The organism is Nocardia fodinahabitans (assembly GCF_052983615.1).
The window spans coordinates 5,129,648-5,144,094 of sequence record NZ_JBRJJC010000001.1; the positions used below are offsets into that span (position 1 = coordinate 5,129,648).

Genomic DNA, 14,447 nt, shown 5'->3' on the forward strand with positions numbered 1-14,447 from the left:
TGCATCTCTCGAGTTGGCGCCCGAACGCCACACCGTCCGCCGAGGCCGATCTGGCATCACAGCTTCCCGCATCACTGAGTAGGAGTGGTCAAGTTGGTGGCTGATGCACCATCGTTTGCCGAGGTTGCGGGCAAACTTGCGAAATCCCTGGCGAGAAAAGGCCCGGTCATTGGTGACCCTGAAGCAAACCTACGAACTCCTATCGCCCGGTTCTTAGAACAAGCAGGGGAAGCCCTTGGATACAAGGTGACGCCCTACGACGAGGTGCGTGAGCTCGACGGCAGGACACGGCTGGACTGGGCAGTCGCAGTTAACGATGTACTCACTGGCTGGGTCGAGGTCAAGAAGCCAACCACCGATATCAACCCCGCGTCATTTGCCAAGAGCAGCCACAACTACCGCCAATGGCAAGCACACAAGGAGTTGCCCAATCTTCTCGTCACCAACGGCAAGGATTGGCGGCTATACCGCACTGGCGAACTAGTCGGCGAGCAAACGGGTCTGGAACTGAAGTCTCTACACACCAGCGCAGGCAACGTGAAGCCCGCGCCTAGGTTCGAGGCAACCATCCTCGACTTCTTCGCATGGCAGCCAGCCGAGATCAAGACCGTTTCTCGCCTGGTGTCCTGGCTTGCGCCACTCACCCGGGCCACACGAGAGGCGGTGCGGCTTCAGCTTACGCACGAACGACAAGTTCAGAAGACAGGAGCGGACGTCACTGAACTCGTATTCCTTGGTGCACTGAAAGATTGGCGTGCGGCCCTCTACCCTCGCGCGAAAGACGCTGAATTTGCCGATGGATTCGCGCAAACCGTGACATTCGCATTGCTCCTCGCAGTATCTGAGGGGATATCGCTTGAAGGCGGCTTGTCGCCAATCGGTGCCCAACTTCGTAAGACGAGCTATGGCTTGATGGGCCAAACGCTCGACCTGCTCACCCGGCACATCGGTGGAACGGCAGTCGATGACACGGTGGACACGATCGTGCGTGTTCTGACTGCCGTAAAGTGGGAGACCATCGCAGAGAAGAGTAGTGACCTCTACCTGCATCTTTACGAGGACTTTCTCACCGAGTACGACTCCGAACTACGTGAAAAGAGCGGCTCGTACTACACGCCACTGCCCGTCGTGGAGAGCATGGTGCGGATAGTAGACACCATCCTGCAAGCACATCTTCACCGCGAGCGCGGATACCGTGACCCCAACGTATCAGTAATAGATCCGGCAATGGGGACAGGGACCTATCCGCTCGCTGTTATTCGTCATGTCTCGTCTCAGGCTGTCTCAGAATTCGGGCCTGGGGCCAGCGCCGAGGCTGCCGCGTCAATGGCAGGACGACTGTTCGGCTTGGAATTGCAGACGGGGCCATTCGCTGTGGCTGAACTCCGACTCGCACAAGCCATACATGCGGCCGGGGCCACAATTCCCAAGCAGGGCCTGGGCCTATATGTAGCCGATACGCTGGAGGACCCCCATACTGGCACCGCCGACCTATCATACGACCTTGCTCTAATAGCCCGACAACGAAGCGAAGCCAACGAGATAAAGCGGAACAAGAACATCACAGTCGTAATCGGCAATCCGCCCTACGATGACGCAGCCGGTGGACGGGGCGGCTGGGTCGAGACAGGGGCTGGCGATGGTCAATCCGCGTTACTCGATGCTTTCAAGCGCGGGGTTCCAGGTAACTTGACCCGAAAACTAAAAAACCTATACACCTATTTCTGGCGGTGGGGCGCCTGGAAAGTATTCGAGTCAACTAGTGGAGTCGACCTTCCGCTTGCAGATCAGGGGATAGTATGCTTTATCACCCCACTGAGTTACACCACCTCTGATGCGTATGCAGGAATGCGTGAATATCTTCGACGGACGTGCACGCATGGATGGGTTATTAACCTCAGCCCTGAAGGGCACCTCCCCGATGTCCCGACACGGGTATTTCCAAAGATCAAGACCGAACTCGCAATTGGCATCTTCGCCCGCGCTAACAATTGCGACGAAAATACACCTGCGAAAATTGAATATATCGAGCTTCATGGTCGCAGGACCGAAAAGTTTTCTGCATTGGAATCACTGGGTATCGAATCGGACCAGTGGCGAACGACCTCCGATGGGTGGCGGGAACCATTCACTCCAGCACCATCCGACTCTTGGGTAAACTACCCTAAGCTGGGCGACCTCTTTCCGTGGTCGAATACCGGGGTGACCCCGAGTCGGGGTTGGGTCTCGTCGCCAAGCGCAGACACTCTTTACAGCCGGTTTGTGAACCTTATAACTGAACCCGATAAGGGCAAACGCGACGCCCTATTTCATACGACCGCAACTTGCACACCTTACCGAGGTAAGAAGCGTTTACCCGATGTCTCGCTCGACACCGAACTCCCGCTCGACAGCATTGCAGTCCCTCCAGCCGACATCCCTACCGAGACTATTCAGTATCGGTCTTTTGATTTGCAGCTTATTATTGCCGACGCTCGGTTAATCGACCGGCCATGCCCTTCGCTGTGGGAAGCTAGGGGCGTGGCTGGACAGATATTCCTTGTCGAGCAGCACAATTACAACCCCGGCCGGGGGCCAGGGCTGTTTGCAACGCCATTCCTGCCCGACCAGCATTGCTTTAACGGACGAGGCGGCCGGGTATTGCCACTTTTCCATCCCGATGGAACGCCAAACCTCGCACCAGGGCTAGTGGAAACTTATAGCGCGAAGTTGGGTATACCAGTAACGCCAACGGCTTTCGCTGACTACGTGATTGGAGTGATTGCAAATCCTGCCTACACTGAAAAATTCTCAGCAAATCTGAATTCACCAGGAGTCCGCGTTCCGCTCACGGCGGATTGTGAGCTGTTCAACGAGACCGTTGAGCTCGGGTCGGCGGCACGCTGGTGCATGAGTCTCGGGTCCGTAGGTACACCGCCGAAGGGGGGACAGGCCGAGCAGCCGATGCCTTCGTACCACAGTCCCGTTGGTCGTTCCGTTCCCCAGAATTACTCATATGACGCCGCACTCAACCAGCTTCATGTCGGCCCCGGGGTGTGGGCCCACGTCACTCCCGAGGTGTATGGGTACGAAGTTGGAGGCCGCAAGGTAATCCCGTCCTGGCTCGACTACCGGATCGCATCGATGAATGGATCAGACCAAGAAGGGCTCAACGCCATCGTAGAGTCACGTTGGCTGCCTGAATGGTCTGAGCAGCTGACGACTGTTCTGCGATCTGTAAGTCGGCTGCTGAGTTTCGCGGCCCGTCAAGCAGCGAATCTTGAGAAGATCGCCGAAGGCCCACAGCTGTCCGTTGCAGATTTGAGTGGCAGCGTCCCGCCATCAGATGCCACTCGCAAGGCACGGCGTCGGACCGAGGGAACCTTGTTGTAAGCGGCCTCAAAGCAAGCAATGTGCTTACTCCCTCCCGTACCCGGGGTAACTGGTAGGTTCCCCGAGTACGGCTGGTGGTCTAATCTGCAAGCAGCGGGTCTTTGGGTTGCGGACGGTTGCGCGCGTCGTGTTTCGTCCGATTGAAGGTCGGCCGCTCTACAGAGTGGTGCTGCGCTTCAGCAAGTTCGCGCGCGCAGACTGGGCGGTGTTGTCACTCGTTTGCTACACGAAGGGTCGGCGGCACTACTTGCTCAGGGAAGTTGGTGTTGACATAGTCGATGGCGTGCTCACGCGAAGCGTCGTAGTTTAGTGCATCCCTGAAGAAGCGAAGTTGCTCTTCACGCTCGTCGATCAAGTCGGCCCACGTCTTCACCCAAATTCGCGCGGGTGGGTCCAGGTGGGTCCAGTCGGCCAGCAGGCCTTTGGGATTGTCCTTGATGTCGTTCTGGGTGACCCTGTGTATCTTTGTCGAGATGAGCAAGAAGTCCCAGTGCGACTTGCGTCCCTGGAACTGCGGATCGCTGGTCACCGCGTCAGCATAGGACTTGATCTGCTCAACCTCCTTGGCCGAGATCGTGACAGACGGGCGTTTGAGTTCCACCACTAGGTACTCGGATCGATTGACCGTACGGCCGGTTTGCCCGAGCATAAGATCGACGATCCCGACGGACCCGTCGTCGCGTCGAACTGGTTGGAGCGGGGAGTCCTCGGGGTCACGAATCATGGAAAGGTGTCGTTCAAGGACCGCATCGAGACTCCTGTCGCTCACCATGAGGTCGTATTCTTCGCCGAACACCCAGGTGTTTCGCTCCAAGAGTTTGTGGAGCTGAGTGCGTTCCATGGCGGTCTTGCGCCCCTCGGGGTCGAACACAATCTCTTTCAGGGCCTTGAGGAAATCCAGACGGTTGACGAGTTTGGTATTTGCAGAAATGAGCTCGGTGATCTCTGTTCGGTCGAGCAGGCTCGCGAGTTGCTTGACTTCCGGCTTCGGCAGGTGCATGACCTCTTCAAGCACACGCATCGTCTCTGCTGGCTGACTAGACACCGTGGCTCTGAGTAGAGCGAGGGTGCTGCGCCGACCAACCTCCTGCTTGGGCAGCTTACGGGCGATGGTTGTCGCAACAAAGTCGAAGGTCTCCCGCTCGATCCGCTCGAGTTCGTCTTTCGGCTCGTCAGTGTAGGGATAGTCGCCGTTGTTCTTCCAGGTCTCGACTTGTTCAGCACGGCGCTGGCGATCTCGACCGTGAAAATACTTCTTGATTTCGGTCCGCGCCTGCGTCAACACGTCGCTGATTTCGCCGTGCAACTCGCCCGCGGCGAGTTCCTCTTCCGGCTGATCATTGAAATGGTCCCACACTACGAACGCCGTGTAATTCAGCCCGGGTGTCTGTATCTCTGGCTTGTAAGTCGCCCGAATGATCCCGTTGGTGTCACAGAGATGGATGGCGCGATCGGCGGAATCATGCCATTCGATTATCCGCAGCACGGGGGATTGTCCAGCCTCGTCGGTGAAGTCACTAAGTGGCTTCTCGAACCGGGTACGCTCGGCGGCCTTCGGGTCGAGCTTGGCACCATCAAGGATAATTGCGACTTCAGGGTGCTCAGTGAGAAATACTGAGAAGGTTGCGGTCAGTCGGCCACGAACTCCGTCGGCCAGTAGGCGGGTGATGAATTTCGGCGGATTGAGTGCCTCGAAGACGGTCCCAGTGGTGTCGCCGTCGATAATCAGCTGTGAGTCGGTGGAAAAGTTGGTCGGGTCCGACGCGCTTCCATTGATGACCGTGCGTTTTAAATCCCCCGGTGTGTCAACAGCCGTCGTAGTCCATTTGATGCGCTCTCCGAGCGCGAAACCTCGGATGCGGCCCTGTCCATCGCGGCCGTTCAACCGCCGCTGGGTATTCGGTGAGAGCTTTGCGGTCTTCTTCCATGACCCTCCAAGCCGGCCGAAGTAGGTGTCCACCTCTTCCGGTGGAACGCCGTGACCGTTGTCCTCGATCACGACCCGGGCTACCCCATCAAGACCGTCCGGTTCCACCTCGACGCTGACCGTGGTCGCCTCCGCGTCGAGTCCGTTCCAAACAAGCTCGATCACCGCCCGAACCGGATCGTCGCGGTGTGCGATGCGCAGTACGTAGTCATCCTGCGCGTCAATGTGGAAGCGTTTCGTCACGGAAGTAGTATCGCCGAGGTCGTAGCTCCTCGCAGTTAGATGCGCGGTCGTCGACCTCACCGCGGCGTGCGGGTCGGCCGGCATCCGCAGAAGACTCGTCCTCAACCCCGATCTCGGCCTCAAGCCCATCGCCCCCTACTCGCTCGGCTGGACTTCGTCGTCCTCATGACCAGCCGCCCGGAACCAGCGCCTTCGCCCCCGTCCTCGACAAGATCCGAATGCTGCGTGCCGCCCTGCACAACCGGCACCTCGACAACGTCGAACTCGTCGCAGACGGCGGCATCACCGCCCTCACTGCTCCACAGACAATCGAGGCCGGAACCGACACCTTGGTCGCGGGCAGCGCGATCTTCAACTCCACCGCCGCTGACCTGTCCACAGCCGTCCAGGGCCTCGCTCAACCCGCCCAGAACACCGCCACCGTGCGCAAACGCTGAACATCTCAGAAGGAATCACGCGAACGAGCGAGGTGATCCGAAGCGTGTCGGCTACAGGCTCGCCCAGCACGACACCAGATACCCTGGTGCCGATGCCACCGCGCTACGCAAGGCCCGGCCCGGCTCTTAAACCGAACTCTGTTCCAGCCCAGAACTTTCGGCTGCCCGAGAAGCATCGATTCCGTGACCCAACACAGGACGAGCCCATGGTGTCACACACGCCCAAGGCGGTTGTGATCGACATCGTGACCGAGGCAGACGAGCAGACCCCTGGATTCGCTGACAGCCCTGCTACCTCAGTTGTCCGCCACCGCAGCACCTTTGACCCGAGACCGCCTGGAGCCGGACATCGATTCACCGGCGACGCGGCTGCTCACCACACGCGTCGACGGCACGATCGTCGGCGCGCTGGCATTGGTCATGTACTCGATCCCCACCGGGCTGCGCGCGTATCGAAGATGTCGTCGTCGACCAAGCCTCACGCAGCCCGGTGCTGGACAAGCACTGACCACAGCTGCGCTGACCATCGCGCCATGGAGCGCGCACTGTCAACCTCACATCGACGCCGACGAAAGCCGCAGCCGATACACCTGTACCAGCAACTCGGATTCATCGCACGCCAGTCCACGACCTACCGTGTGAACCCCTGACAGAGGTCGAACCGTCACGTCGCAACGCCGACCAGACCGAAGGACACGTATGGACAACGCTCAACCGACGGCCGAGGCCCAGATCCGCCAATATGCGATCGCTCTGGCCGCCCTCGCTCACAACGGCCTCGTCTTCGCCACCGACGTCTTCGACCGGCAGCGCTACGAACAGGCAGGACAGATCGCTCCGGACCTGCTCACGCTCATCAGCAACAGCACCGTCGAGAACCTACACAAGAACGTGTTCCTCGAAGACGGGTACATGACCCCCAAAGTCGATGTCCGAGGCGGCGTCTTCGATGACGAGGGCCGCATCCTGCTCATCCGCGACCGCAGCGACGAAAAATGGACTCTGCCCGGCGGCTGGTGCGACGTCCTGGAACCCCCGTCGCTCGCGGTCGAGCGCGAAGTCGAGGAAGAATCCGGAATCAACGTGCGCGCCACCAAACTCGTCGCGCTGCACGACCGCGACGTACAAGGACACCAACCCGCGTTTCCCTACCACGTGTACAAGCTGTTCTTCCTGTGCGAGAGCGTTTCCCACGGCCAACCCAGCCCGGTCGAGACCATGGAAATCGGCTGGTTCGACACCGACAACCTGCCCGAACTGTCGACCACCCGGGTACTCGACTCCCAAATCCGCCTTCTTCACGACCACTGGAACAAGCCAGAACTCCCAACTGCGTTCGACTGACGAACCGTCATCACCCCGGCTACATCGCGACCGCCGCCGTAGTCCGCCCGGATACGCGACTCGTCGCTGCTGGGCGATCCGCGATACCAAGAACCCCCACCGCCCGTCGAGGAAGGTGAGGGTTACTTGGGTATCGGAAGGCTTGACATAGTTGATAGCTTCCAGCGTTGAGTCTATGCAAACCCGCCCGAACGCGCCTATTCGCTTCCCTGAAACGGGCGCGTTCCGAGGTAGCTGCGTCGGGCTCGCTCTCCGGGTCACCGTGCTCGCCGGGTAGTCGGCTGAAGCGGCCACAGGCCGCGACGAAACGCGAGGGAACCGTTTCGTACCCGGTCACGTCTAACCAGGCATGACACAAAACCAGCACGTAGTGATTCGGCCGGTGCCGCAGTACGAACCGGCGCTGGAATCTGAACCCACCTGCAATCCCGCCGCGAAGTGGGAACAGCATCTAGCCGTGCTGGAGAGGCCCGAAGACCCTGACCGGTAGTAGCTGGCCAAGGGTGCGCTGCCGTCCTGTCCGGACGGCAGCCGCGACCCTTCTCGCCCGAGGCCGGGTCAAGGGTGCACATCTCAGATTGTCGGGGTTCGGAGTGTAGCCACTATCACTGCCCCACCCAGTTCGATGACACCTTCGCTCACTAGCTGTCCAAAGTCCCAGGTCGGGCGCGTTCTTATATCTTCGATGTGACCAGCCGACCTGAACACACTCAAGTGGACTGGTCACTGCGGCCCTCGATACGCCTACGAAAATGCAGCCTGTCCGCCTCGCCCGGCACATGCTCGGTCCAGAAGCACTCGTATCCGGCCTTCTCGATGGCACTCAAGCTGTCAGGGTTGTTGGCGCGGATCATGCAGCGAAAGGATCGCACCCCTCTGGCGACCTCATGCTCGCTGATGGCCTGCTTGGAGGCCGAAGCGTACTTACGACCACGGTGGCTCAAGTCGATGTATGTCGCTGTCCCCAGGCAGGGGTAATCGGTGGGGTCTTCCGTCTCAGCGCTATCAGGATCAGGTTGGTCCTGGATCGACGCGAAGACCACTCCCACCGGTTGATCGTCAGCGAAGATGACCCAATTGTGCTGCCTCCTGGATTTTCCGGGACGAACTTCATTACCGAGGTGGACTCCAGTTTCGACTCCAGGTTCGTAACCGAGAACGAAATCCGGCGCAACCTGCTTCGCGAACTCCTCGGTGCCCGCCCAGGTGCGGACCTTCGATTGGACAGCCTCCGGGCACTCGGTGAGGTAGCGCAATTCCACCATGAAGGCGACCGTACCGAACTATCAACACTGCGGCTGCGGATCCTCAGCATGGAGACAACCTGCAGGCAGCGTGGATCTCATCGTGCCGTCTACTCGAATTGGTTCTGAAGAGATCTCGTGCTCATCTGGGACAAGGTTGTATGGCTCAGACATCCGACAGCCCTCGTACGTGACGAGGGCTGTCGGTTCGTGGGCTATCCCAGCAGCGCGGTGAGCTGTTCGCGGATTCGCTGGGCTGCGGTCTCAGCGTTGTGGTGTCGGTGGCGGATTCCAGCGACGATGTGGTCGGGTGCTTTCGACAGGAAGGCGTCGTTGTTCAGCTTCTTCTCGGCGGCTTCGATTTCCTTGAGTGCGCCGGCGAGTTCTTTCTCAAGGCGACGTTTTTCGGCCTCGACGTCGATTGCTTGCGACAAGTCGAGGCTGACGCGTGAATCGCCGACTGGCAGCGTGGCGGTGGGATCGAAGTCGGGGGTCGGGGGATCGAGGCGCAGCAGTTGCCGGATGGCTGCCTCGTGGTCGGCCAGTGCCGCGGTGAGGTCGAGTTTGGCGGGCACCCGCTGGCTAGAGCGCACACCCTGCTCGGATCGGAACCGGCGAACATCGGTCACGAGCTGCTGGAGCTGAGCCACCGTAGCCTCGGCCCCGGCGTCACGGAAACCGGAATCTTGCGGCCAGGATGCGATGACGACCGATTCTTCGCCGGTGAGGGTTGTCCACAGTTTCTCGGTGACGAACGGCACGAGCGGGTGCAACAGTCGCAGCAAGGTGTCGAGGACGTGCCCGAGGACCCTGCGCGACGCCTCGGCGGGCGGACCGCCTTGGGCGAATACAGCTTTGGACAGTTCCAGGTACCAGTCGAAGGTTTCGTCCCAGGCGAAGTGGTACAGCAGGTCGGACAGTTTCGCGAACTGGTAGTCCTCGAAGTAGTTGTCGACTTCGGCGATCACGGTGTTCAGACGCGACAGGATCCACCGGTCGGTGACCGACAGTTCCTCAGCCGGGGGGAGCGGCCCGCTGGTGGTGGCGCCGTTGAGGAGGGCGAATCGGCTCGCGTTCCACAGTTTGGTGGTGAAGTTGCGGCTGCCCGCGACGGTCTCTTCGGCGATGGGTGCGTCGGTGCCGGGGTTGGCGGCGCGGGCGAGGGCGAAGCGGAGGGCGTCGGTGCCGTAGGCGTCCATCCAGTCGATCGGGTCGACCACGTTGCCGAAGCTCTTGGACATCTTCTTGCCGTGTTTGTCGCGCACCATGCCGTGCAGGGCGATCTCGGCGAACGGAGGTTGTCCGGTGGCGTAGAGCCCGAACATCATCATGCGGGCGATCCAGAAAAACAGCAGGTCATACCCGGTGAACAGCACTGTGTTCGGGTAGAACTTGGCGAGGCTTTCGGTCTGGTCGGGCCAGCCCATGGTCGAGAACGGCCACAGGGCCGAGGAGAACCAGGTGTCGAGAACGTCGGGGTCCTGGGTCCAGCCCTCGGGAGCGGTGTCGTCGGGTCCGACGCAGATGGTCTCGCCGGTGGAGCTGTACCAGATGGGGACGCGGTGTCCCCACCACAGCTGGCGGGAGATGTTCCAGTCGCGCAGGTTGTCGACCCAGTCGAAGTAGCGACCGGCCAGCTCGGGTGGGTGGATGGCGACGCGGCCGTCTCGGACGGCGTCACCGGCGGCTTTGGCCAGCGGTGCGACTTTGACCCACCACTGCATCGACAGGCGGGGTTCGATGACGGTGCCGCAGCGTGAGCAGTGTCCGACAGCGTGGGTATAGGGCCGTTTCTCCGCGACGATGCGCCCCTCGGCGCGCAGGGCGGCGACGACAGCGCTGCGGGCTTCGAGCCGATCGAGCCCTTGGAACGGGCCGGGAGCGGTGATGATCGCGTGTTCATCCATCACCGTCAGCGAGGGCAGGTGGTGGCGTTGGCCGATCTCGAAGTCGTTGGGGTCGTGGGCTGGGGTGACTTTGACCGCGCCGGTGCCGAATTCGGGATCGACGTGCTCGTCGGCGACGACGGGGATGCGGCGCCCAGTCAAGGGGAGTTCGATCTCGCGGCCGACGAGGTCGCGGTATCGGGGGTCGTCGGGGTGCACGGCGACAGCGGTGTCGCCGAGCATGGTTTCGGCGCGGGTGGTCGCGACGACGATCTCGTCCTCGCCGTCGCCGTAACGGATGGACACGAGTTCACCGTCGAGGTCCTTGTGGTCGACCTCGATGTCGGAGATCGCGGTGGCGCAGCGCGGGCACCAGTTGATGATGCGTTCGGCCCGGTAGATGAGCCCGTCGTCGTAGAGGCGTTTGAAGATCGTCTGGACCGCGCGCGAAAGGCCCTCGTCCATCGTGAACCGTTCGCGGTCCCAGTCGACGCCGTCGCCGAGGCGGCGCATCTGGTCGGAGATCGCGCCGCCGGACTCGGCCTTCCATTGCCAGACGCGTTGCTCGAACGCTTCACGACCGAGGTCGTGGCGGGAAAGTCCCTCTTTGGCGAGTTCGCGCTCGACCACGTTCTGGGTGGCAATGCCCGCGTGATCCATACCGGGCTGCCACAGGGTCTCGTAACCCTGCATGCGTTTGCGGCGGGTGATGGCGTCGATCTGGGTGTGCTCGTAGGCGTGGCCCATGTGCAGGCGGCCGGTGACGTTCGGTGGCGGGATGACGACGGCGTAGGCGGGTTTGTCGCTGGCGGCGTCGGCTGTGAAGTAGCCGTTGTCTACCCACCGTACGTACAGTTCGCCCTCTAGTTCTACCGGTACGAAGGTCGTCGGCAGGGTGGTGGGGTCGATGCTGTCTGTGCGGTGGGTTTCGGTCACGGTGGACCAGCATATTGGCTGAGCATCGATGCTTTCACGGCCGCCGGTCGGAGTCGGGTTCGGGTTGGGCTCGGTCATGGAATCCCCAGCACGTTGATGGGACTGCCCAGGGTGGCTTTGCGGCCCCGGGCGAGGGTCAGGGCTTGGTCGAGGTCGACTGCGGCCATGTGGAGTAGATCGGTCAATCGGTCGGGTTTGCTCGCGCAGACGAAGCCGGCGAGTTCGGCGGCGGGCCGGTTGTCGGCGAGGATCGTCTGGAAGTAGTCGAGGTTCTTCTCGACGGTGAGGCGTACCGCCTGGAGTTCATCGACCTGAGCGACCGACAGGCGCGCGAATCGGGCGTGCACCCGGTATTCGTGGAATGGGCCCGGGATGCACGCGATCGTGTTCGGGTGGCCGCGCCGGTGCCGGGCGGCGAGCAGGTCGATGGCGAAAGACCAGTCCTGCCATTTGCGGATCCGAGGGTCGTAGCCGCCCGCGGCGAGGGCGTCAGCGCGCCGGTACACGATCGACATCGGCGCGTGGTGTTTGCGGACCAGTAGCTCTTCGCGGCACGGGTATGCCGAGATCGTCAGGCCCTGGAAGGTGCCGAACATCTGGGAGTAGGTGTGGACGAATGCTAGATCGGGCTCGGACTCCAAGAGCCGGACTGCCCGTTCCGGGTAGCTGCCAGTAGCGAGGAGCGTGGTGTCGTCCGCCAGTCGGTCGTCGGAATCAAGCGGAAGGACATACGGGTATTGGGCAGCATCCAGCCCGGCGTTGCGGGCCGCCTGCGCCCCCTGGTTCTCGCCGAGTCGCACCACGCGAACCTCAGGCAAGGCCGAACATGCATCGAGGCTGGCCAGGGTGTCTGGGTCGTCACTTCCGTCATCGATGACCACGACCTCGCCGCGGAACGACAGCCGTTGTCGGAGTGTGGATTCGACGGCTTCGCGCACGAAGTTGCCGGTGTTGTAGCAGGGCACGATCACGGTGAGCCCGAGCGTATTTCGGCTCATGAGCGGACCTGGTTGTTGGTGGTGCGGTAGGCGCGGACGGTGATCTTGTTGGCCTCGAAGTAGTTGCCGGGGGAGTCGGTGTTGCGTTCGCAGTGCCGAGTCAGGCTCATGTGGCAGCTCCATCCGTGGTAGAGCCGTTCGATGGTGGTGCGGAAGGTGTCGGCGGTGTAGGCGGCTTCGTTTTCGATCAGTACCCGGCGGCCCTGCCTGTCGGTGCGCGTGATGTCGGTGAACACTTCGAGAAAGTGACCGGTGCCAACGGTTGCTCGCTGGACGCAGCGGGTCAGGATTTCGCGGACCTGGTCCTGTCGTAGGTAGTGCAGGACGTCCTTGGCTATGACGACTCCGAATCGTTGTCGCACGGGGTAGTTCTCGATGCGTTGCTGGACCAGTTCGATCCGGTCGGCCCAGTCGTCGGGGCCGACCAGGCGGGTGCGCATGATCTCCGTCGGGACCTGGTCGACGGCGACGACGTCGAAACCGGCGCGGGCCAGGGCGACGGTGTAGGTGCCCATGCCGTAGCCGAGGTCGAGCGCGGTTCGCGGTGTGTGCGGATCGAGGGCGTTCAGGAATCCGGCGAACCGGTCGGACACTGGTGCCGACAAGCGCTCGGCCGTTGCCGCGTGGCTTGACAGCGCGGCGAGATAGAAGGCGGTGACTTCCTTTTGCGAGCGTTCTGTGCACATAGGTTTGCTCCTAGAATCCGTCGACTTCCACGATCTGGCCGGGTATCCGTAGCGATAGCGCGAGGGCCTCGGTGACGCGCATGGGCAGGTAGTGGTCTTGCAGGCGGCTGCGAGTTTCGGTGCCGCGCAACCAGTTCTGCATCAGGGCGCGGTTGCTGTCGCTGTGGAAGAGTCCGTCGAAGGTCTCGCGGGTGACGTATTCGTCGGCGGTGAGCAGCGAGGCGTTTGCGCGGGTGAGGATTTCGGCGACCGCGCCGATCTTGTCGGCGTTGGGGCCCCGGGGGACGTCGTAGCAGTGAACGTGGACCGAGTACAGCGTTGAGAGCTGGGCCTCCAGATCGACACTGCTGGTCCGGCCGTTCTTGTTGTACACCCCGTCCGGAAAGGTCGACCAGTTCCGGATCGATGGTGTCGTCTGCTCGAAGGACAGCGTGCCCAGGGTGATTGTGGCGTCAGTGTCGGCATCGACGAGCCGGAACGTCGAGGTGATGTCGGTCTCGCCGAAGCGTCGCGGTTCACGTCGCAGCACAGCGCATTTCGCGTGGCCGCCGAGCAACTTCGTCGCCCGCGAGGACACCCTGCTGCCTTGGTCGGCGGGAAACGCCCCAAACGAGCTGATCTGCAACCGCAACGGCCGACCAGCGAAGAGCAGCTTGTTGAGTGCAAGGACCTGCACGGCGAGGTCGATGTAGTGGTAGCTGCCGTGCATCAGCATCCCGTACCCGTACCGGTAGGGGTGGTCGTCGCGGGTGACGAACTCGTGCTCGAGATTCCAGACACCACCTGCGGCCCGTAGGTGGAACGAGGTCACCGGCGCCCGCCAGGCGAGCATCCGTTCCCGTAGTGGTGCGATGAGCCGATCGTTGTAGATGCTGTGATAGCGGCTCAACGTCATCACCGAGTGCCGTGACCGCTTGGCCGAGGCGCCTGCGATCAGCTCGGACATGGTTGACGAGATCTGGGTGGGATCGAATGCGCCCGCGTTCATCGGAGCCAGGACTGGTTTCTCCACCAGCGAGGCGATGCCCTCTTCGACGCAGCGGCGCAGATACGGCTCGTGCGAACCGACCTCGGTGGCGATGTAGGCCAACATCGGCAGCCCGGGAACCCGCAGGAATCGCAGCGCGGTGAGTGCGGAATCGAGAGCCAGTGCGCGATCGCCTCGATCGGCCTGGACGAAGAACTTCATGCGCGGCTGCGGATCGGCGCCGAGCAGGCGAGCCTCGATCACCTCACGCTCGGATTCGAGGTCAATCAGCGACCAGGAATCAAGATGGCCCTCGTCGATTGCCGTTTTGATCACGGGCATGTACTTGTTGCGGACGATCTCGTCGTATCCGATGACGACCAGCTGGTGGATGCTCATCGAGTCCT

10 protein-coding genes are annotated in these 14,447 nt (G+C 61.6%); 3 read left to right on the plus strand and 7 right to left on the minus strand.

Annotated features, from left to right (window positions below; all coding sequences use genetic code 11):
• Positions 1-96: 96 nt before the first annotated feature.
• Positions 97-3,372 (plus strand): type ISP restriction/modification enzyme, encoded by a 3,276-nt coding sequence (locus NV348_RS23845; protein ID WP_127516357.1) that lies wholly within the window; start codon positions 97-99, stop codon positions 3,370-3,372.
• Positions 3,373-3,583: 211 nt separating this feature from the next.
• Here NV348_RS23845 and NV348_RS23850 read toward each other — a convergent pair whose 3' ends face one another.
• Complete coding sequence (locus NV348_RS23850) at positions 3,584-5,542, minus strand: ATP-binding protein (RefSeq protein WP_098087167.1); 1,959 nt, start codon at positions 5,540-5,542, stop codon at positions 3,584-3,586.
• A 218-nt stretch (positions 5,543-5,760) separates the two neighbouring features.
• On the opposite strand from NV348_RS23850, the gene NV348_RS23855 reads away from it, so the two are divergent.
• On the plus strand, positions 5,761-5,979 hold the full coding sequence (locus tag NV348_RS23855) for a beta/alpha barrel domain-containing protein (protein ID WP_098086755.1): 219 nt from the start codon (positions 5,761-5,763) through the stop codon (positions 5,977-5,979).
• Between the two features lie 296 nt (positions 5,980-6,275).
• Here the strand turns inward: NV348_RS23855 and NV348_RS23860 are convergent, their stop codons facing one another.
• On the minus strand, positions 6,276-6,401 hold the full coding sequence (locus tag NV348_RS23860) for a hypothetical protein (RefSeq protein ID WP_256385959.1): 126 nt from the start codon (positions 6,399-6,401) through the stop codon (positions 6,276-6,278).
• Positions 6,402-6,678: 277 nt separating this feature from the next.
• Between NV348_RS23860 and NV348_RS23865 the strand changes: the two genes are divergently transcribed.
• Positions 6,679-7,323: an NUDIX hydrolase gene (locus NV348_RS23865; protein WP_098086756.1), complete on the plus strand. Its 645-nt coding sequence runs from the start codon at positions 6,679-6,681 to the stop codon at positions 7,321-7,323.
• Positions 7,324-8,033: 710 nt separating this feature from the next.
• On the opposite strand, the gene NV348_RS23870 is transcribed toward NV348_RS23865, so the two are convergent.
• The 5 genes from NV348_RS23870 to NV348_RS23890 form a co-directional block, all read right to left on the minus strand.
• On the minus strand, positions 8,034-8,588 hold the full coding sequence (locus NV348_RS23870) for a GNAT family N-acetyltransferase (RefSeq protein WP_098086757.1): 555 nt from the start codon (positions 8,586-8,588) through the stop codon (positions 8,034-8,036).
• Between the two features lie 194 nt (positions 8,589-8,782).
• Positions 8,783-11,389 (minus strand): valine--tRNA ligase, encoded by a 2,607-nt coding sequence (locus NV348_RS23875; protein WP_253805110.1) that lies wholly within the window; start codon positions 11,387-11,389, stop codon positions 8,783-8,785.
• Between the two features lie 74 nt (positions 11,390-11,463).
• Positions 11,464-12,387: a glycosyltransferase family 2 protein gene (locus tag NV348_RS23880; protein ID WP_172964595.1), complete on the minus strand. Its 924-nt coding sequence runs from the start codon at positions 12,385-12,387 to the stop codon at positions 11,464-11,466.
• Positions 12,384-13,073, minus strand: coding sequence for a class I SAM-dependent methyltransferase (locus NV348_RS23885; RefSeq protein WP_098086760.1), 690 nt, complete (start codon positions 13,071-13,073; stop codon positions 12,384-12,386). The genes NV348_RS23880 and NV348_RS23885 overlap by 4 nt, the downstream gene beginning before the upstream one ends.
• Before the next feature lie 10 nt (positions 13,074-13,083).
• The gene (locus NV348_RS23890; protein ID WP_127516359.1) at positions 13,084-14,439 is read right to left on the minus strand and encodes a hypothetical protein; all 1,356 of its coding nucleotides are present in this window, start codon (positions 14,437-14,439) and stop codon (positions 13,084-13,086) included.
• Positions 14,440-14,447 lie beyond the last annotated feature (8 nt).

Bases quoted from the DNA above. Each gene is read 5' to 3' on its own strand.
- NV348_RS23855 (WP_098086755.1), top strand. From the start codon at position 5,761: ATGCTGCGTGCCGCCCTGCACAACCGGCACCTCGACAACGTCGAACTC.
- NV348_RS23860 (WP_256385959.1), bottom strand. From the start codon at position 6,401: ATGACCAATGCCAGCGCGCCGACGATCGTGCCGTCGACGCGTGTGGTG.
- NV348_RS23865 (WP_098086756.1), top strand. From the start codon at position 6,679: ATGGACAACGCTCAACCGACGGCCGAGGCCCAGATCCGCCAATATGCG.
- NV348_RS23870 (WP_098086757.1), bottom strand. From the start codon at position 8,588: ATGGTGGAATTGCGCTACCTCACCGAGTGCCCGGAGGCTGTCCAATCG.
- NV348_RS23880 (WP_172964595.1), bottom strand. From the start codon at position 12,387: ATGAGCCGAAATACGCTCGGGCTCACCGTGATCGTGCCCTGCTACAAC.
- NV348_RS23885 (WP_098086760.1), bottom strand. From the start codon at position 13,073: ATGTGCACAGAACGCTCGCAAAAGGAAGTCACCGCCTTCTATCTCGCC.
- NV348_RS23890 (WP_127516359.1), bottom strand. From the start codon at position 14,439: ATGAGCATCCACCAGCTGGTCGTCATCGGATACGACGAGATCGTCCGC.